The following is a 19,151-nucleotide window of genomic DNA, read 5'->3' on the forward strand; positions in this document are numbered from 1 at the left end:
CCTCGGTGAGCTCCTACAGAATTTGGGGCCAACTCACAAAATGCATGTTGATTGCTGGAGCGCCCCGTCGTCCAGACACTTCGCTGTAGCGCAGCAAACCCCAGACCTGTAGGAGCGCACGAGCACCGCGAGGCCGCGATGGCGGTGTGTCAGACAAAACGCTATCGCGGCCTCGCGGTGCTCGTGCGCTCCTACAAGTACGGGTTTAGCATCCTGATCGCGCACAGGCCCGAGCAAGGTCACTCGTCCAGGTAATTATCTTTGATACCTTTGGATCTACGGTACAGGTAGAGGCCGACCCGTAAAAAAATCAGCACCACAGCAAACACCCCAACCGTCATCCACGTGTCGCCGAAATACTTTTCCAGAAGGTTATAAAAGTAGGCAACGGGAATGGCTACTGCGGTCATTATCAGAAAGTATTTGATCACTGGTTTTGACACTCCTTGTCTTCATCCCTCAAAGGACATTTGACGATCGCTTTACCGGTTTGCCAGCGCAGTCACTCATCCAGCCATGTGTCCTTGATGCCCTTTGATCGGCGGTATAGGTACAAGCTGACTCGTGCGATGACCATAAATGAGATCACAATAACTGCTGGCCACCACGAACCTGGCAGGTAGATATCCAGGATGTAGAACAGGACAGCAAACGGTAGTCCGACTACAAAAACGACTAGAAACTGCTTAAGCATTACAGCTGGCACTCACTTCGATAACTGCGTTCCCCGCGATAATACTGCGGTTCGATGAACTGGCGATCAGCACAGGACGTGCATCAAACAAACTCAAGTCGATACTGCCCCGGTTGCGTCCACGAAACCCTGACAAATTCTCCACTGAGCAACGCCTTATCACGCAGATACTCAAACACCTCTGCGGGACACCACTCCTTGCCGCCGGAGAAGGCGATGTGGAGCAAACGAAGTGAGTCAAATACTTTGGCTTTTTCTACATCATCAGCGACGTAACGCTCAAAGACCCCATCCTCAAGCGCTCCAACGAACCCGACAGCACCTAACTCGATGTAAAGATCGCGGTCGCTGACCTTCACACGAATAACATCGCCATCTGCTTTTTCAACAAAAGCCTTCAACGCTTCGTTGATCAATCAAAACCTCCGCTTAGGTTCAACCCCATCCGTATCAGCAGGGAAATGATTCAACAGCAGCTTCATCCCCTTTTAAGACCGCCGCAATAATTTTTCTCAGCCAACGTTCTACGGGAGCGAAGCCTCAGCGATTTTAATTGCGGCTTCTGATCGCCGCGTCCACAACCTCCTCCAGTAGCCGCTCTTCGCTGAAAGTGAAATCGCCATACTGTGCAATTGCGCTACAGGTCGAAAGTTCTTGAATCGCAGCATCGGCAGTGACACCTGCCTGAAGCTCGATACACTTCTTCGCAAAGAATTCCGCAGGCCCCATTTTGCCTGTGCTTTTCAATGCCAGAATTAGCTTGTCCAACGCAGCCAGCAATTCAGATGCCTTATTCACCATGGAACTCCCATTGTTTTGGTCACCCACGTGCCTTTTGGAACGAGGATGCAATTGCCGATGCGGCTAATTAAAACTCTCCACCCACTGCCAGCGGTTTCCAAAAACGAGAACGACACTACGAACAGGGATTTCTATTGGCCTCAGGTCCTTGATTACTCCCCCTTATTGCTTGAAAATTCTCCTCCATCCGAGCCCCATAATATGGAAAGTGATAAGCACCATGCCGTTATACAGACTGCAGGAAGCTGACCTGGACATCCCTGATGCCTGGCAGGATCAAAGCATCAATATTTTCAAGCTGCCAGCTGTAGGCACTGCGAAAGAAGCCAGCTTTGTTATCAGCCGTGACCCTAGCCAGGGCGACGCGCTGTTTGCTGACTACATCGAGGCTCAACTGTCGAGCGCTGAACAGCAGCTACCAGGCTTCAAACTCATCAAGCGTTGGGATTTCGTTCTACATGCCCATGCTGCAACACTCCTCGATTACAGTTGGCAACGCGAAGGTCGTGAGTTGATGCTCCGTCAGGTGTTCGTCGAACGTAAACCCGCCGTGCTGATTACAACACTGACGACGACCGTGGATGACCTCATCCATCATGAACCCGCCTGGAAACAGGCTATGCAATCCATGATGCCTTTACCCCCGGCTGTTTAATCCACTCAAGAACTTTTCAGCGCATGGATGCACAAGCAGCAGCTCGTTTAGGCGACGAAATAGCCCACGGTTTTGGCGTTGCGGCCATGATCGGTGGGGCTGTTATTGGCGCGATGGTGGGTGCTGCAGTCATCGCCGCAACCGTCGCCACCGGTGGCGTAGCCCTGGCGATCATGGCTGGCTCTGTGGCTGCGGGTGGGCTATCGATGTTCCAGATCGTCAAAGGTCTGAGCACGATCTTCAATTTGCCCGAACCCGCCACAGGAACGCTCATAAGGGGCAGTTTCAACGTCTACATAAATGACCGCGAAGCAATGCGGGCAGGTGAGGATGCGTCTTCGTCATGCAGCGGCTTCCCGGCCAACCATCCTTACTGGCCATTCCCCGTACTGATCGCCGAAGGCAGTGCCACGGTCTATATCAACGGTAAACCCGCCGCCCGGCTGCACAGCAAAATGGTCTGCGGTGCCCACATCAAAAGCGGTAGCGACGACACCTTTATTGGCGGCCCCACAATCGCGGTTGCGTTTGTCCTCGATATTGAAGGCTGGATGCATACCGGCCTGGAAGCGCTTGGCATGCTGGCCGCCGGAGGCGGTTTGGTGTTGGCGGCGATGGCCGGCTGGGCTGCGCTCGGCACTGCGGTGTTGATTGGTGGCGCGACCATGGGCGGCATGGCGTTGCTAGGCGAACTCGGTGATCGGCTAGGACCAGGCTACCGAGACTTGCTGCAGGGTGTGGCGGGAATGGCGCTACTAGGCCTCAGCCCGAAAATGGCAAGGCTCGGCAAAGACCCGCGTTACCTGCCTGGCCGGACTGAACAAGAAATCATGGCCATGCCGAAAGGTAGCCGACCACCGCCTCACGAGTATCTAGAGAAATCTTACATAGACGCACACATTCAAAAATTCGAGGAAGGCGGCAGTTTTCTGTTTACAGAGACTGAGGTCGTCACTTCAAGCCGCGACGGATTCAACCCGAGTAAATTCGTCATGGCTAAATCCGACATGGAAGGCGCGGTGGCGGCTTACAAAAAAAGCGGTGATGTGTCAGTGCTCGAGTCCGCACTGGGGTACGAGCCCGGATCGCTAGTAGGCGAAAAAATATATATGGTGAACCTCGATGCGCCAAAAGTGCTGATGCCAACCGGCAACGAGGGTGGTGTCAACAATCTGTGGCGACCGGGCGGCGTGACCCATCCAGGCGGAATGCGCGAGGCCGTACTGGACAAGGTGCCCATCTATCACGGCAATAATCCTGACGTGGTTATGGCCACGCAAAAAGCAGTGAGAATTCAATGACCTATGACCCAAACAATGTTCTTGCTCTGGCGATGGCCAACGACGAACTCGACAAATTCCTGGTGGGCGAGCCGTTTTACTTTTTCGAAACCAAGGACGAAAACGACGAGCCGCAAAACGTCCCCGTCGCCTTCAAACTGCTGATCCTGCCTTACTGGCGCGAAATCGGCGATCCGGATTTTCCGGAGCAATTCGTTCAGGCGCTGCTAAAAATGCTGAGGACCTACCCGGATAGAAACCGCGCCATGTATATGGCCCAAAGATGGTTGTTGTGTTACCGGTACTTCCTGAGCGAGAAGCACTCGGAGCCGACCGGTTTATATGCCGGGCTATTTGAAGTTGACATGAGCCCTGTAGCCAAAGAGCTCAAAGCACAGATGGAAGCTAACAAGACAGAGCTAATGGCGGACACCCGATGGGCCGGTGAACCATCGGGTAGCCAGAACGGGCTATGGGATCCGATGGTTCGCACGGCTTTGAGAATACTTCACCAGTTTGGCGGACCGGACCAGGTGCCCTCCAATATCTGAACGCACCCTTGGTTTCACGCGCCCGGCTTCTTCGGAAAAAATGCAGCAACCAATGAATCAATGGTGCCCTTGATGCCCTTGCCTTTGGCATCCAGGGCCGTTGCTCCTCCGGAGTTAAGGTCCAGTCGCCCGCCGGTGTCGATGTCACCCTTGCCACTGGCGTAGAGTTTGAACGACGTACCGGAGATGTTGATCTCGCCGCTGGCGTTCATCTCCAGCACGCTCTGACCGCACACCAGGCGAATTTGCGCGCCTGCCTCGATCAGGTACTGGGTGCTGACGCTGTCGCTCTTGGTGCCGCCAACTTGCAGGACGTCATTGCACTGCACCGCCCGAACGCGATCCGCACCAATCGTCACCGTCTCGTTATTCCCCACACTCTTATTCCGGTCATGCCCCACCGAGTGACTTTCATCCACTTCGACGACGATGTCCTGATTACGCTCGGCGTGGATGTACAACTGCTCCTCGCCCTTCCTGTCCTCCATCCGGATTTCATTGAAGTTGGCGGGCGTACCCCCCTTGCTGGACCGGCTTTTCATGCCGCTTTGAGTCGCGTTGGCGGGCAGGTCGTAGGGCACGGTCTGTTCCGCGTTGTACACGCGACCGGTGATGATCGGGCGGTCCGGATCGCCTTCCAGAAAGCTCACAATCACTTCCTGACCGATCCGTGGAATCTGCATCGAGCCCCAGTTCTTGCCCGCCCATGCTTGAGACACACGGATCCAGCAGGAGCTGTTTTCGTTGGACTGGTCGTGCCGGTCCCAGTAGAAATGCACCTTGACCCGGCCAAACTGGTCGGTCCAGATTTCCTCGCCGCTGGGGCCTACGACGATGGCGGTTTGTGGGCCTTTGACGATGGGCCTTGAGGTGCTGGCCAGCGGTCGAAAGCTTTGCTGGGCATCGATGCAGGTCAGGGCGCTTTCGAATTGTGGACCGGCTGAGCCCGCGCCCGATTCGTGGCTTTCCTGGGCGACGTAGTAGCGCGCGCCGACGATCAGGTATTCGCGGTTCTGATCTTCGCGGCCAAAGCCGGTCATGCTGAACAGGTGCCCTGTGCCCAGGCCTCGGGCGTTGCCGCTCAGCTCGACCCGCTCGTGCAGGCTTTGCAGCGCTTCAATGCGCGTGCGGGCGTAATGCTCGCCATCCTGACTTTGTACGTAGGTGCCGGGGTAGTCGTACAGCGGATAATCGCCCGCCGTGTGCGGCCGGGGCATGGCCGAGCGCACGTTGATGCTGGCGGACGGACGCTGGAAGTCGTAGTCGTTGAGTTCCAGCGAACCCGGTTGGACTTCCTGAGCCAGCCGCCAGTCATTGATGTGGTCGCGTTCGCGGTGCTGACCATCAGGCGGGAAATACGGCACCGAGGCATAACCCGGAGCGTTTTGATGTGCGCCATAAGCATCGGCGAGCACCAGCACGTGACGGTCCTTTTCATGGCGGAAGAAGTAATAAATACCCTCCTGCTCCATCAGGCGGCTGACGAAGTCGAAGCTGCTTTCCCGGTACTGGACGCAGTATTCCCACTCCCGATAAGGGCGGCTCAGGGCATCCTCGAAATCCGAGAAACCCAGATCGCGAAAGACCTGCTTGATGATCTGCGGAATGGTCTGGTTCTGGAAAATCCGGCAATCGGACGTCCGCGTCAGCAGCCACAGCCAAGGGCGCAACGTGACTTGATAGCTGGCGAACTGGCCCTGGCCGACCTCCTGACTGCAACGCGCGACAATCCCGTGAAAATAGCGCTGGCTACCGTCGTCCAGGCGCAGCGACAGGCTCATGGGCTTGCCCAGTAACTGGTTGAGGTCGATGGCGCCATCTGTGGACGTGAGCTGCAGGGTGTAATCAAACATCCGCCCCAGCTCATCGCCGCCGCCCATGTTCTTGAGCAGCAGCACATCCGGCCCGAGCGGGCTGTTGATCTGTGCCAGACGTGTGAGTTGGGTGAACAGCATGGGTTATTCCGTTAAATAGCCAGAGTAGTTAGCTAGAGCTCGCACGCTCAGTTGGCATCGCCAAACTGATAATCGAATTCGCCGTCCAGCGCCCTGATGCTCACGCTCGCCATGGGCTTGCCGTCGAGCATGCGGGTAAGGAATTCGCGGCTCATGTCGGGCAGCAGTGTGTTGGTCAGAATCGCGTCGATCATCCGTCCGCCGCTTTCAGTTTCGGTGCAGCGGGAAACAATCAGGTCGACCACCGCGTCATCGTAATCGAACGCAACTTTGTGAGTGCTTTCAACGCGTTTTTTGACCCGGTCGAGTTGCAGGCGGGTAATGGCCTTGAGCATGGTGTCGCTGAGCGGGTAGTACGGAATCGTTACCAGTCGGCCGAGCAGCGCGGGCGGGAAAATCTCCAGCAGCGGCTGACGCAGGGCCTTGGCGATATCCTCGGGGTCGGGCAGATTCTGCACGTCTTTGCACAGGTGTGAAATCAGTTCGGTACCGGCATTGGTAGTCAGCAGGATCAGGGTGTTCTTGAAGTCGATGACCCTGCCCTCGCCGTCCTCCATCACGCCTTTGTCGAAAACCTGGAAGAAGATCTCATGCACGTCAGGGTGGGCTTTTTCCACCTCATCCAGCAGCACCACGCTGTAAGGTTTGCGGCGCACGGCCTCAGTCAACACACCGCCTTCGCCATAGCCGACATAGCCAGGAGGTGCGCCCTTGAGGGTCGAAACGGTGTGCGCTTCCTGGAACTCGCTCATGTTGATGGTGATGACGTTCTGTTCGCCCCCGTACATGGCCTCGGCCAGCGCCAGTGCAGTTTCGGTTTTACCGACGCCCGATGTACCGGCCAGCATGAACACCCCTACCGGCTTGCTCGGGTTATCGAGACCAGCGCGGGAGGTCTGGATGCGTCGGGCGATCATCTGCAGGGCGTGATCCTGACCGATGATGCGTTTCTTCAGGTGCTGATCAAGGTTGAGCACGGTCTCAAGCTCGTTGCGCGCCATACGACCGACTGGAATGCCGGTCCAGTCGGCAACCACTGAAGCCACTGCCTGATAATCGACCGTGGGCAGAATCAACGGCGTCTCGCCCTGCAAAGCGCTCAGGCGCTTTTGCAGATCAACCAGCTGCTCACGCAATCCAGCGTGGGCTTCGGGTTGTGCTTCGCGGCCTGCATCGCTGTCGACAACGCCCGCGCTTTCACGCAATTGAGCGCGGGTCGCAAGCAGCTCATCCACAAGCGCTTTCTCTTCAGCCCAGCGACCTTCAAGTTCCAGCAAACGTTCGCGCTCGCTGCTCAGCAACTCAGAAGTGTTGCTCTGCCGCGCGCCAATATCCACGCCAATCGCATGCTCGCGGGCGATGATTTGCAGCTCGGTTTCCAGCGCCTCGATACGACGACGGCTGTCATCGACTTCAGCCGGGACCGCATGCAAGCTGATCGCAACGCGAGCGCAAGCGGTGTCAAGCAGGCTGACGGATTTGTCCGGCAACTGACGGGCCGGAATGTACCGGTGAGACAGCTTGACCGAGGCCTCCAGGGCCTCATCGAGAATCTGCACCTGATGGTGTTTTTCCATGGTCGACGCCACGCCACGCATCATCAGCAGGGCCTTGTCTTCCGAAGGCTCGGCGACTTGCACGACCTGAAAGCGACGGGTCAGTGCCGGGTCTTTCTCGATGTGTTTTTTATACTCGGCCCACGTCGTCGCGGCGACGGTTCGCAAGGAGCCGCGAGCCAGCGCCGGTTTGAGCAGGTTGGCAGCATCGCCAGTGCCTGCCGCACCGCCAGCACCCACCAGGGTGTGGGCCTCGTCGATAAACAGAATGATCGGCTTGGGCGACGCCTGAACGTCCTCGATCACCTGACGCAGACGTTGTTCGAACTCACCCTTCATGCTCGCCCCGGCCTGCAGCAGGCCGACGTCCAGGCTGCGCAACTCGACGTCCTTGAGCGACGGCGGCACGTCCCCGGCGACGATGCGCAAGGCAAAACCTTCGACCACGGCGGTTTTACCCACGCCCGCCTCACCGGTCAGGATCGGGTTGTTCTGGCGACGGCGCATGAGGATGTCGACCAGTTGGCGGATCTCCTCATCGCGCCCCACGATAGGGTCCAGTTTGCCGCTGCGGGCTTGCTCGGTGAGGTCGACCGTAAAGCGCTTGAGTGCCTCCTGTTTACCCATGGCGCTTGGGGCCATGGCACCGCTGGCTTCACCCGGCACAGCACCGGCATTGAAACCGTCGCTGGCACTCAGGGCGTTTTCCGGCGAATCACCGACGTACTCGTCAAAACGCTCACTCAAGGTTTCAACTTTGACTTTGTTGAACTCGGACGACAGCCCCAGCAAGGCGTTACGCAGGCTGGGGGTCTTGAGAATGCCGAGCAGCAAATAGCCGGTGCGCACCTGGTTTTCACCGAACATCAGGCTGCCGTAAACCCAGCCACGCTCAACAGACTCTTCGACTTGCGAAGACAGGTCCGTGATGGACGTCGAGCCGCGCGGCAGGCGGTCCAGTGCTTCGGTGAGGTCACGGGCAAGGCGCGCAGGCTCGACATTGAACTGACGAATGATGCGATGCAGGTCCGAGTCCTGAAGTTGCAGCAATTGGTGAAACCAGTGGGCAAGCTCCACATACGGATTGCCCCGCAGCTTGCAGAAGACCGTAGCCGCTTCGATGGCCTTGTAGCCGACGCTGTTGAGTTTGCCAAACAGCGCGGCGCGACTGATTTCACCCATGTTCATTGCTCCTTGAAAGTTGTGCTGACGTGGCCTGCTCGGCGTAGTGCCGGGCCAGAATCAAGTCCTTGGCGTCTGTTTGTGGCTGACCGAGCCAGGTATTGAACCCCAGCCGCTGGCGCCCGTTGAGTTGGAATTTCGGAACCTCGGGCTGCTGAAGCACCAGGTTCAGATCCCAATCCAGTTCGTGCCCGAGGTATTCGGCGACCCAGGCCACCAACTCCTTGAAGGGTTCACCGTCGGGCAACATGCCCATGTAATCGTTGAGTTTGAGCGGCCCGAGGCGAATGCGGAATTTGTGCTGACGATCCCAGACGTGACTGCCCAGGCAAAAATCGATGCCCAGTTGATGGCCGCTGACGCCGACGCGAGTGCGCTCCGGCAACTCCAGCCATTGGCCGACGTATTCCTCGATCTCCACCGGCAAACCGAAATAGTGGGAGAGGATCGCCCGCAGCCCATCGGGGTAACGGGTCTGAGCCGAAAGATGGCCGCTGTAATGCAGCTTTGCAGTGTCGGGAATCAGCCCCTGCTCCAGCAGGCTCGGCATACCGCGCCCGCTCAAGGCAGCCAGGCGAGCCGCCCAGTAATCGTCGTCAGGACGATCATGGCTGACGGTCGGGCTGGCTTCTGCCCATGCGCGGTAGAACAGGCTCAACAGCCGGTGGTGGAACACGTCCAGAAAGCGTTTGCTGGTGCTGTCGCTGTTGTTGCGCTGACGTTCGCGCACGTATTCGGTGATGTGCAGCGGCAACGGACCATTGGGTCCGCCCAGACCAAAGAAGAACTGCTCCAGTCGCGGGGCTTTGCCGTCTTCGGCCGGGCTCATGGAGGCCAGTGTCGACGGCGCGAAGGCGCAATCGGGCTGTTGCCCTAGACGCAATGGATCATCTGCAAGGCGCAACGAATGGCCGAATCTGGGCAGGTCCGGGGATTCGCATTCGATACGTCGCAATGCCTGGAAGAAATCGTATTCCCAGGGCTCGCTCTGCATTGACGTTATCGTGCTCACAGAGTTGGGCGGCGTCCGGGCTTGGCTTTCCATCGCATGATCTCACCGCGTTCGGTGGTATGAATCACCGTTTCGGTAAAGCTGTTGATCGACACGTAACGTGCCAGGAAGCGCTCGAAAACGGCACCGAGCAAAAACACGCCCGTGCCTCGAAACGCGTTTTCGTCGAACTCAAGCGTGATTTCCAGCCCTCGGCCAAACACGATCGGCCCGGGCATCGGCAGTCGGCGAGTCACCGCTTTGCTGCTGACCTCTCGCAGGCCTTCGATCTGCAACTGGAGGGCGGCGTCGTTACTGTCGCCATACAAGCGCAACAGTTCGCGCAGCGCCGCAGCACCCTGGCCCTGTTCGCTGAGCGAAAGATAATTGAGCGATAACTGGCTGATCAGACGCCAGGCCTTGTTGTCGTGGGCATGACTGGCCCGCGGACGGCTCGGGCCGGTCAGACAACGTACGGCCGACACCGGCGCGCTGTCGGCCAGCGTGAAGTCGGTATTGCCGCTCCCCACACTCATGAACAGCGGCAGGTCGCGGTTGGTGCACAAGGCACTGACGCCCAGTTGCCGCAGATCCTGACGATAAGGTGCCTGCTGACCGTCTACCAGGCTGACGAACGTTTCGCTGCCAACGTACGTCGAGCGCGTGCCGTTGCGGCGCTGTTCACTGGACAGCACCCGCGGCTCGCGCCTTACCGTGTAATACGCTTTATCACGGCCATAACGTGAAGGATCGCGCACGGCGTAGAACGGAAGAAAAGGCTGATCCGGCCCGGTGCCGTGGCCCGTTACGCCGGTCAGGGAGTGAATTTCAAAATCCATCGGCCGGGTGCGGTCGGCAATCACATGGTGCTCATTGACCCGGTCAGACAAGTGAATCCGGTCCACGCGACGCGGGAACAGGTTGATAGCCGGTGAGCAGAACGGCACGAACTGGTCGCGGCCGACGGAGCCTTCAAGACTCTGGTCAAAGCGATCAAAAAGAATGATCAGCTCCAGTTCCTGTCCGTCACAACGCTGCACGGCACGGGCCAGCTCGGCAAATTCGACGAACAGAAAACGTTGTGGCAACGCGAAGTATTCCTGCAACAGCCGATAGCCCTGAAACGCCTGCGGCACGACCGGCAGCGCGGCTTCACGGTCATCAAAACCACAGGAGCGCAGCGCATCTGCGGGCAGACGCTCGACCCAGTCGCTGCCGGGCTGACGAGCGAATACCGCACAGGCGCTGCCCAGCAGTTGCTCGTAAAGACGGAACGGTTGCTCATCGACCCCATTGAGATAGAGCGGAAGGCTTTCCAGGCTCAGCTTATTGAAGGCCAGCTCGGCCCCAGTGCGCAGGGTAATGCGCAAGCCCGCCTTGGCCTTGGGTTCGCTCGCCGCGAGACGCCCCAGCACCGCTGAAGGGTTGCCGAAATACTCTGCCTGGCTGACCTGCAACGGCCACAACGTGACGGCGTGAGCAGTGCGGTATTCGCAGGAAGTTTGCGAGTCACGGCCAAGGGCCGCGCGCAGGACACTGTTTCGCGGCAGCGTAAAACCGCTGGCCAGGGAACCTTCGTCGGTATCGGCCTGCATTTGCACCACGGTCATCGACGGTGTAGGTGCGAGGTAATGGGGGTAGGCGATTTCCAGCAGGTTGTGCGTGAAGGTCGGGTATTGCGCATCGAGCTTGAGCTGCACCCGCGCCGTCAGATAGGCGAAACCTTCCAGCAGGCGTTCCACGTAGGGATCGGCACAGTCCATGCCCGAAAGCGTCAGGCGGCCCGCGATCTTCGGGTATTCCTTGGCAAACTCCGCCGCGCTTTCGCGGACGTGCTGCAGCTCCTGGTTGTAGAGGGCCAGCAGGCGCGGATTCATGAACGTCTCCGCTGTTCAGCAGGCGCTACGGTGACGTGCCCGGACTCAAGATCAAGATCCGTGCGCAGCAGCAACGGCAAGGCCACCGGCTCGGCCCACAAGTCCCCTTCGATCTCGAAGCTCAGGGCATTGTGGTTCATTTCGCCCTGCCCGACCCGTGCCCTCACCCGCAAGGTATTGCGCAAAATGCGCGGTTCAAACGTGGCAATAGCGCGATGGATCAGTATTTCCAGCGCGCCGATATCGATGCTCGAAGCACTGTTGCCCGCCAAAGCCGGCAAGCCAAAATTGATCACAGAAGTACCCGCTGGTGTATTGAGCGTCGCGTCGGCATCGAGCAGTGACGTGGTATTGAGCAACCACGCCAGGTCGCGCAGCACTGAAGCCTTGAGCTGACTCAAGGACAGGACACGTTTGTCGGCACTTTCCTGAGGGTTGCTCGGGTCGTGGTCAGTCAGGCGGTCAAGCAACGACGGTTGCAGACGCTCGCGCAGGGTCAGGTCGCTCACCAGTCGAACTGCCAGGTAAAGGTTTTCTGATCCCAGAAGCCTGGGCCGCAAGCGGCAATCCGACTCACTGGCGCGGCCTCAAGTTTGCCCTTGTAGAAGCGAACAGGCTGTAAATCGGTCAGGCAATCAGTACTTGGCGGCGGCATAGGCTCGCTACGCTCGACCATGACGATCAGTGCCTTGCGAAAATCCTCCACTCGCACTTTGTGTTGCCGATCTTCACTGAAGCGACATGGCCACTGCATATCCAGCGTTAGCGCTGCGCTCCCTTTGCGAGTCAGGACGCAACGGCCCTGCCCGTCGCTCAGATGGACAGGCTGACCGGCAATTTCGGCCGTCGTCAGCGTGCTGCTACTGGTGGCAGACGGCTGAGCTGCACATGCAGTGAGGCTGAGCAGGCTGGCAGACAGCAACGTAAACCCGGCGAACAGGCGCATCAGTTCAGCTCCCAAAACCAGACACCCTTGGCGCGAACGAAGTAGTCACTGCCCTTGCTTGCAGTTAGACCACGATTCCACAAGTCGATGTGGTCACCGCTCGGACTGCCGTCTGGATCGTTGGGCTGATAGTAGAAATCTTTATAGAAAATGATCCCGGTCTTGTTAATCAAGCTGAGCCGGTCAGCCGGGCTGTTGGTGTAAATCTTTGGCGGCCCAAGCTGCTTCTTCTTCCACAGCCAGTTAGCCAGGGACTCAGCCCCACGCGCATGGCCATGAGCACAGCGCGGCTCGGTGTAGGTTGACGAATTGACCGGCAGAGTTCGCTCAGCGCACAGCGCGATACTCATCCGAATGGCGCATTGATTGGACCATGGCCCGTCACACGCAGCTGGCCCGGGATACGGGGGATAGCCATTCCACAGATTGATAAACGAAGGCTTGGCCATGGTTCAGGCATCCGGCAAAAGATCGAACGTGAAGTTGCGCCCCCGAGTGAACGGGGGCGCCTGCGATCAACGCTTGGTATTCGAACGAATGTTCCAGCCGTATTTGACCGCACCGCCATCTTTGGTGCCGTCAGCTTTCTGTGGCTGATAGTCGACCAGAACCTGAGCGAAGTTCAGGGTCACGTTTTCAGTCAAACGATCATCGCTGCCCGAGCCGCCGGTGCTCAGCGAGGTGATCAGCACTTCTTCGAGGTTGATGATCAGGTACTCGACCTGGCTTTCACCACCGGCCTTGCGCACGGTGAGCGTAACCTTGTCGATGTGTTTACCGGAGCTGCACAGCATCATCAGATTTGGCGTGGACTTGTCGACGTACTTGGTGATCGACAGGTCCTGAATGTTCACCTTGCCAGCACCGCCACCGCTGCCGACGTGCATGTTGCCGGACTGGGACATGCCCCAGCTCCAGTTGAGCACGTCGATTTCGTCCTTGTGGGCCTTGTCCATGGACTCGCCCTTGATGTCACCGATCTTGATGAAAATATCGACAGCCATGTTCTCTCCTGATGTGGCGATGGCCACTGGTTGTGTAAGACGGCAGCGCCGTTTGGTCTACGACACAGGAGCGGCTTTTGGGCGGGAGCAGTGAGTGCTGACTCCCGGTTAAAGCCGGTCCTGCGGTAACTGCTGAATCAGGCGCTTTTTGCCGACGGCAGCTTCGAAACCAGACGCAGCGATACCGTCAGGCCTTCAAGCTGGTAGTGCGGGCGCAAGAAGAATTTCGAGGTGTAGTAACCCGGATTGCCTTCTACGTCTTCAACGACCACTTCGGCCGCAGCCAGCGGGTGCTGGGCCTTGGTGGTTTCGGTGGAGTGCGCAGGGTCGCCGTCGACGTAGTTCAGAATCCAGTCCTGCAACCAGCGCTGCATCTCGTCCTTCTCTTTGAAAGAGCCGACCTTGTCGCGCACGATGCACTTCAAGTAATGCGCGAAACGGCACGTGGCGAACAGGTAAGGCAGACGTGCTGCCAGATTGGCGTTGGCGGTCGCATCCGGATCGTCATATTCGGCAGGCTTCTGCAGCGACTGGGCACCGATGAACGCGGCAAAATCCGTGTTCTTCTTGTGCAGCAGCGGCATGAAACCGTTCTTGGCCAGTTCTGCTTCGCGACGGTCGGAGATGGCAATTTCGGTCGGACATTTCATGTCCACGCCGCCATCGTCGGTCGGGAACGTGTGCGCAGGCAGGTTCTGCACTTCACCACCGGACTCGATACCGCGAATCCGCGAGCACCAGCCGTAGTGTTTGAACGAACGGTTGATGTTCACCGCCATGGCGTAGGCCGCGTTGGCCCAGGTGTAATTGGCGCTGTCGGCACCGTCGGTGTCTTCTTCGAAGGCGAAGGCTTCCACCGGATCAGTCTTGGCGCCGTAGGGCAGGCGCGCCAGGAAGCGCGGCATGGTCAGGCCGATATAGCGGGCGTCCTCGGACTCACGCAGCGAGCGCCAGCCGGCGTATTCCGGGGTGGTGAAAATCTTGGTCAGATCACGCGGATTGGACAGTTCCTGCCACGAACCCATGCCCATCACGGTCGGCGATGCGGCCGCAATGAACGGCGAGTGCATGGCTGCACAGACCTTGGACAGTTCACCCAGCAACTCGACATCCGGCGGCGACTGGTCGAAGTAGTAATCGCCTACCAGGCAACCGTAAGGTTCGCCGCCGAATTGGCCATATTCTTCTTCGTACATTTTCTTGAAGATCGGGCTCTGATCCCAGGCCGTGCCCTTGAATTTCTTCAGGGTCTTGTGCAACTCCGGCTTGGAGATGTTGAGCACACGAATCTTAAGTTGCTCATCGCTTTCGGTGTTGTTGACCAGGTAATGCAAACCACGCCAGGCGCTTTCCACTTGCTGGAATTCCGGGTGGTGGATGACCTGATTCACCTGCGCGGTGAGTTTGGCGTCGATGGCCGCAATGATCGACTCGATCGATTTGATCGCGTCGTTGGAGATGAGGTCAGTCTGTGCCAAAGCGTGTTCGGCCAAGGTACGGACGGCGGTTTCTACCGCTTCGCGAGCACGCTCAGTCTTGGGTTTGAATTCTTGCATCAGCAGCGAAGCAAACTCGCTGGTTTCCTGAGTGGAGCCCTGTGGCGCCTGATTGTCACGCATCAAATCGGTCATGATCATTTGTCCTGATTAAGCACTGGGCTCGGAGTCCTGCGGCTTTGGCGCACTTGCCAGAGCCTGGAGCAACGCCGGATCCTTGATGGCTTTCATGATGATTTCTTCGGCGCCGGTCTTGCCGTCCATGTAGGTCAACAGGTTGGCCAACTGGGTGCGGGCTTCAAGCAACTGGTTCAGCGAATCGATCTTGCGAGCAACGGCGGCCGGACTGAAGTCGTCCATGCTTTCGAACGTGATATCCAGACTCAGGTTACCTTCACCGGTCAGTTCGTTCGGCACATGAAACGCAACACGAGGCTGCATCGCCTTGAGGCGTGAGTCGAAGTTATCGACGTCGATTTCCAGAAACTTGCGGTCGGCAACAGCCGGCAGCGGCTCAGCCGGCTTGCCAGCCAGATCGGCCATGACGCCCATCACGAACGGCAGCTGGACTTTTTTCTCGGCACCGTAAAGCTCTACGTCGTACTCGATCTGGACCCGTGGCGCGCGGTTGCGCGCGATGAATTTCTGAGAACTGCTGTTCGCCACGTTGCTCCTCCTGGTCGCTGATGCGACGGTGTTAGCGTCATCGGCCGGTGCCGGTAACGGTGTTGCGTAACTCGGGCCAGAACAACTCGATTACGAGTCAGTCGGCCTCGGGTCCGCGCAAATTTTCAAATTGGGTCATACCGTCGGGAATCAGATTGCGCACGATGGTTGCGAAGTCCGCATTGACCAGCAGCTTTGCCCGATTCAACAACACCGGAAGCGGGCTCGAAGGCTCGTGACGGGCGTAATAACCGAGGATCAGATCCAGGCTACGCAACACGTCTTCACGGCTACTGATCGCACCAGCAGAACGAGCTGAAATCGGAGCGCTTGATTCGCTGAAAAGTTCGCGAGGTTCGTTTGATTCTGTGAGCGGCGTCTCGGACTCGCTGTAAGCGGCTGACTCACCCAGCACTTGCAGTGCCTGTTTGAGTGGCTGCTTCAAGGCCGACAGATCAACACCCTGAGCCGAACCCACCCGCCCGGAGACGATTTGCTCGATGGCTTCAGCAGCATCACGAGCAGTCCCCAACGCGGCACGGATGCTCTCCAGTTGCTCGGCGTCTACGTCCTGCAGCGCGCCCGCCAACTCATCGGACGTCAGGCGCTCATCCGCAAAATGCTGCAGGCCACCGGCATTCAGGGCGGCCCGAAGACTGATCGGACCAAACGCCCGGGAGCGAATCAGAATACTTTCACGCAGCAGCTGGATATTGGTGTCGCAGGTCAGACCGGCCAGCGCGTTGATTCTGACGGTCGGGTCGTTGTCGTCATCGGCGTCGAGCTGCGGGTAAAGATCGGCCCAGTACTGCGTGAGCAAGTCACGCGTCAGAACAAGGACGTTGCTCAGGCCATGGATGCCATCGAGGGCAAGGGCGCTTTGCAGGAGGAAATGGGTGATGCGCAGGTCTTTGCTGCGCTGCAGGAGAGCGGTGCTGGACTGCTCGATCTTGCGCCATTGGGGCGGCTCAGCGGGCTGAATTGAATCGCCCATGACGCGCTCGGGCTTGCCCAGTGCGTCGCGCTCCAACTGCAAAAAATCGGCGTCATATTCCAGATCTTCGCCACACGGAGAATTCGCGGAAACAGCGGCGAGTAACAACGGAACATCCACCAAATCGATCTCCCTATCGAGGTCCGGGAATAGTTACGAAAATATCGCAATCACTTTGCATAAATTCTTCAGAGCAACTTCGGAACTTTGCTGAAAACGTGCGATCTGTGATGTCACGTCGATATCACAGTAATTTTAGAAGTTGTGCATTTTTGGTGTAGGAAACAGCCAATGTCAAGGTAAGCTGTAAAGCTCGTGAAACAGTTGTGACAGGGCTGGCATCTCACTGAACTCTGCGGTCACAATCTGTACGATGTTCATGAAGGTGTGTTTACAATCGCGAAATTCAGCGAAATGGCCGATATAAAGGGATATTTTTGCTGTTTTGATCAAACTGTAATCGTTTTGTCGCAGAAACAATCTTTCCGTTTTTTTGTTCGCGATGCATGCAAGGAGGCGCGATGTCGCTGCGTTTGACCATTACGAGTTATCACAAGATAACGCCAGGCCAATGTCCCGAAAAATCAATGGACAATGGCGTGATAGCGATTGGCCGCAGCACGGACAATGATTGGGTATTACCCGATCCGGAACGCCTCGTTTCAGCCAGACATTGCGTCATTCAATATAAAGACGGCCGTTATTATTTGACCGATAACAGCACCAACGGTGTTGAATTGGTCAATGCAGGTATCAGGCTGCGTCGCGGAAACAGTGAGCCATTACAAGACGGCGAAGTTATCCGGATTGGCGAATACGAAATTCAGGCGCGCATTGATTTCAATCTGCAAATGATTGAAACCGGCCTCGGCAACGTGGACGCTTCAAACAGCTTTGAAGCGCTGATGGGTCGCCAGCAGGCCCCGTCGCCCTTCCCCGCCTCTGCATCACTGGATACGCCGAACCCGTCAGGTTTCCAGGGCGCGTCCTCGTTCGATACCCTGCCCGACCTGTTCGACTTTCTTGCGCCGGCTGCCGTCCCGCCGGTTACTCAGCCGGACCATGTGCCCGCTGAGCGACATGACTTTCGGCCGCCGACGGCCACTCATGCGCCCATAGCGCCTGCTCCAGTGTTCGACACACCAGTGCCCGCCGCGGCCGCGCCGGGTGTCATCCCGGAAGACTGGGATCTGTTTGCAGATACGCCTGTGCCAGCCAGGCCAGCGGCAGTCAGCGCTGAACTTGTGCCAGAAATCCCGCCAGCGCCGATTCCTGTGGCTGTTGCTGCGCCCGTCCCGGCTCCGGCCCAGGAGCAACCGACACCGCCGCGGGTGACCGAACCCGCCGCCAATCACGCTCAACCTCAATTGCTGCAAGCCTTTCTGCGCGGCGCAGGGCTGGATCAATTGCGCATCGATCACGCTCAAGCCGAAGCGCAAATGGAAGCCATCGGCCGCAGTTACCGGTTGATGGTCGAAGGCCTGATCGATGTACTGCGGGCGCGCAGCAGCCTCAAGGGCGAGTTCCGGATGCAGCAAACCATGATCCGCCCGGTGGAAAACAACCCGCTGAAGTTCGCGCCCAATGCCGATGAAGCGCTGCTGCTCCTGCTGCGCCATGGCAATCAGGCATTCATGCCACCGGACCAGGCGATCAGCGACAGTTTCGACGATTTGCGCGCGCATCAACTGGCCGTCATGGCAGGGGTCGAAGCTGCAATCAAACACCTGCTCAAACGTTTCGAGCCCAGTGAACTGGAAACACGGATGAGTAAACCCGGTGGGCTCTCCAACCTCCTGCCTGGATCGCGTCAAGCCCAGTATTGGCAGCAGTTCAGCGAGCTTTACAACAATATTTCCCGCGAGGCGGAAGATGATTTTCAAGACCTGTTCGGTCGTGAATTCAGCCGCGCCTACGAGGAGCACAGCGCCCGACTACGGCGTCCGTGACAATACGTCAAGCAACAGACAACGCCCCTGGATATTGAGGAAAAATGGATGTTTCGTAGTGCTGTAGCAGCTCTTTTCATCATGCTGCTGACCTCTTGTGCAAAAGACGCTGCACCTCCTGCCGACGCGACGCAGCGTGCAAACGATGCCAACGCGTTGACGTTGAATTTCCAGGCGATCGCCGGCCTCAATCCCGGCGCCAGCGGCCAGCCAGCACCCGTGCGAGTGCGGATTTTTGAACTCAAGAACACCGCCAATTTCACCCGTGCCGATTACTTTGGCCTCGTGGAGCGCGCGCCTGCGACTCTTGGCCCGGATCTGATCGACCAGGACGAAGTGCTGCTACAGCCCGGCGAACAATTGAGCATCAAGCGCTCTCTTGACCCTGCAACCCGTCATGTCGGGCTCGTTGTCGGTTACCGCGAAATAGACCAGGCGCAATGGCGTGCGGTGCTTGATGTCGCCCCCGGCCAACGCCGCGAATATCAGATCAGCCTCGACGTGCGAGCCATACGCACCGACGCCGCGATCCCAACCCGTCCCGCTCAATAGGC

At 57.9% G+C, this 19,151-nt stretch carries 19 protein-coding genes; 5 read left to right on the forward strand and 14 right to left on the reverse strand.

Annotated elements, in window-relative coordinates; translation table 11 throughout:
- Nucleotides 1–239 precede the first annotated feature (239 nt).
- The 3 genes from CKW31_RS02905 to CKW31_RS02920 all read right to left on the reverse strand — a co-directional run bounded on the left by CKW31_RS02905 (nt 240) and on the right by CKW31_RS02920 (nt 1,495).
- A complete protein-coding gene (locus CKW31_RS02905) occupies nt 240–431 on the reverse strand; it encodes a hypothetical protein (protein ID WP_095092956.1) in 192 nt (63 codons plus the stop codon).
- A 346-nt stretch (nt 432–777) separates the two neighbouring features.
- Entirely contained in the window at nt 778–1,110 is a 333-nt protein-coding gene (locus tag CKW31_RS02915) for a hypothetical protein (protein ID WP_095092958.1), read from the reverse strand.
- A gap of 133 nt (nt 1,111–1,243) precedes the next feature.
- Nucleotides 1,244–1,495: a hypothetical protein gene (locus CKW31_RS02920; RefSeq protein ID WP_095092959.1), complete on the reverse strand. Its 252-nt coding sequence runs from the start codon at nt 1,493–1,495 to the stop codon at nt 1,244–1,246.
- Between the two features lie 220 nt (nt 1,496–1,715).
- On the opposite strand from CKW31_RS02920, the gene CKW31_RS02925 reads away from it, so the two are divergent.
- Genes CKW31_RS02925 through CKW31_RS02935 form a run of 3 tightly spaced genes read left to right on the forward strand, consistent with a single transcriptional unit; the run spans nt 1,716 to nt 3,981 of the window.
- The gene (locus CKW31_RS02925; RefSeq protein ID WP_095092960.1) at nt 1,716–2,150 is read left to right on the forward strand and encodes a DcrB-related protein; all 435 of its coding nucleotides are present in this window, start codon (nt 1,716–1,718) and stop codon (nt 2,148–2,150) included.
- A gap of 23 nt (nt 2,151–2,173) precedes the next feature.
- Nucleotides 2,174–3,451 carry a PAAR domain-containing protein gene (locus tag CKW31_RS02930; protein WP_095092961.1) on the forward strand — a complete coding sequence of 426 codons (1,278 nt, stop codon included), beginning with the start codon at nt 2,174–2,176 and terminating at the stop codon, nt 3,449–3,451.
- A complete protein-coding gene (locus tag CKW31_RS02935; RefSeq protein WP_095092962.1) occupies nt 3,448–3,981 on the forward strand; it encodes a hypothetical protein in 534 nt (177 codons plus the stop codon). Before CKW31_RS02930 ends, CKW31_RS02935 begins: the two co-directional genes overlap by 4 nt.
- Nucleotides 3,982–3,995: 14 nt before the next feature.
- On the opposite strand, the gene CKW31_RS02940 is transcribed toward CKW31_RS02935, so the two are convergent.
- The 11 genes from CKW31_RS02940 to tssA form a co-directional block, all read right to left on the reverse strand.
- Nucleotides 3,996–5,936 (reverse strand): type VI secretion system Vgr family protein, encoded by a 1,941-nt coding sequence (locus CKW31_RS02940; RefSeq protein ID WP_095092963.1) that lies wholly within the window; start codon nt 5,934–5,936, stop codon nt 3,996–3,998.
- A gap of 47 nt (nt 5,937–5,983) precedes the next feature.
- The gene (gene tssH, locus CKW31_RS02945; protein ID WP_095092964.1) at nt 5,984–8,674 is read right to left on the reverse strand and encodes a type VI secretion system ATPase TssH; all 2,691 of its coding nucleotides are present in this window, start codon (nt 8,672–8,674) and stop codon (nt 5,984–5,986) included.
- Entirely contained in the window at nt 8,667–9,719 is a 1,053-nt protein-coding gene (tssG, locus tag CKW31_RS02950) for a type VI secretion system baseplate subunit TssG (protein WP_095092965.1), read from the reverse strand. The genes tssH and tssG overlap by 8 nt, the downstream gene beginning before the upstream one ends.
- Entirely contained in the window at nt 9,683–11,542 is a 1,860-nt protein-coding gene (tssF, locus tag CKW31_RS02955) for a type VI secretion system baseplate subunit TssF (RefSeq protein ID WP_095092966.1), read from the reverse strand. Before tssF ends, tssG begins: the two co-directional genes overlap by 37 nt.
- The gene (gene tssE / locus CKW31_RS02960) at nt 11,539–12,051 is read right to left on the reverse strand and encodes a type VI secretion system baseplate subunit TssE (protein ID WP_371856676.1); all 513 of its coding nucleotides are present in this window, start codon (nt 12,049–12,051) and stop codon (nt 11,539–11,541) included. Before tssE ends, tssF begins: the two co-directional genes overlap by 4 nt.
- Nucleotides 12,048–12,488, reverse strand: coding sequence for a hypothetical protein (locus CKW31_RS02965; RefSeq protein WP_095092967.1), 441 nt, complete (start codon nt 12,486–12,488; stop codon nt 12,048–12,050). The genes tssE and CKW31_RS02965 overlap by 4 nt, the downstream gene beginning before the upstream one ends.
- Nucleotides 12,488–12,937, reverse strand: coding sequence for a type VI secretion system amidase effector protein Tae4 (locus CKW31_RS02970; protein WP_095092968.1), 450 nt, complete (start codon nt 12,935–12,937; stop codon nt 12,488–12,490). Before CKW31_RS02970 ends, CKW31_RS02965 begins: the two co-directional genes overlap by 1 nt.
- Nucleotides 12,938–13,003: 66 nt before the next feature.
- Complete coding sequence (locus CKW31_RS02975; protein ID WP_095092969.1) at nt 13,004–13,492, reverse strand: type VI secretion system tube protein Hcp; 489 nt, start codon at nt 13,490–13,492, stop codon at nt 13,004–13,006.
- A 137-nt stretch (nt 13,493–13,629) separates the two neighbouring features.
- Nucleotides 13,630–15,123: a type VI secretion system contractile sheath large subunit gene (gene tssC / locus CKW31_RS02980; protein WP_027900004.1), complete on the reverse strand. Its 1,494-nt coding sequence runs from the start codon at nt 15,121–15,123 to the stop codon at nt 13,630–13,632.
- Nucleotides 15,124–15,138: 15 nt separating this feature from the next.
- Nucleotides 15,139–15,654 (reverse strand): type VI secretion system contractile sheath small subunit, encoded by a 516-nt coding sequence (gene tssB, locus CKW31_RS02985; protein WP_027900005.1) that lies wholly within the window; start codon nt 15,652–15,654, stop codon nt 15,139–15,141.
- Between the two features lie 97 nt (nt 15,655–15,751).
- The gene (tssA, locus tag CKW31_RS02990) at nt 15,752–16,768 is read right to left on the reverse strand and encodes a type VI secretion system protein TssA (protein ID WP_095093269.1); all 1,017 of its coding nucleotides are present in this window, start codon (nt 16,766–16,768) and stop codon (nt 15,752–15,754) included.
- Between the two features lie 401 nt (nt 16,769–17,169).
- Between tssA and tagH the strand changes: the two genes are divergently transcribed.
- Both tagH and tssJ read left to right on the forward strand, forming a co-directional pair.
- Nucleotides 17,170–18,597, forward strand: coding sequence for a type VI secretion system-associated FHA domain protein TagH (gene tagH / locus CKW31_RS03000; protein WP_095092971.1), 1,428 nt, complete (start codon nt 17,170–17,172; stop codon nt 18,595–18,597).
- Between the two features lie 48 nt (nt 18,598–18,645).
- Nucleotides 18,646–19,149, forward strand: coding sequence for a type VI secretion system lipoprotein TssJ (gene tssJ, locus CKW31_RS03005; RefSeq protein WP_095092972.1), 504 nt, complete (start codon nt 18,646–18,648; stop codon nt 19,147–19,149).
- Nucleotides 19,150–19,151 lie beyond the last annotated feature (2 nt).

It is taken from the genome of Pseudomonas sp. Irchel 3A5, assembly GCF_900187575.1.
GTDB lineage: Bacteria > Pseudomonadota > Gammaproteobacteria > Pseudomonadales > Pseudomonadaceae > Aquipseudomonas > Aquipseudomonas folii.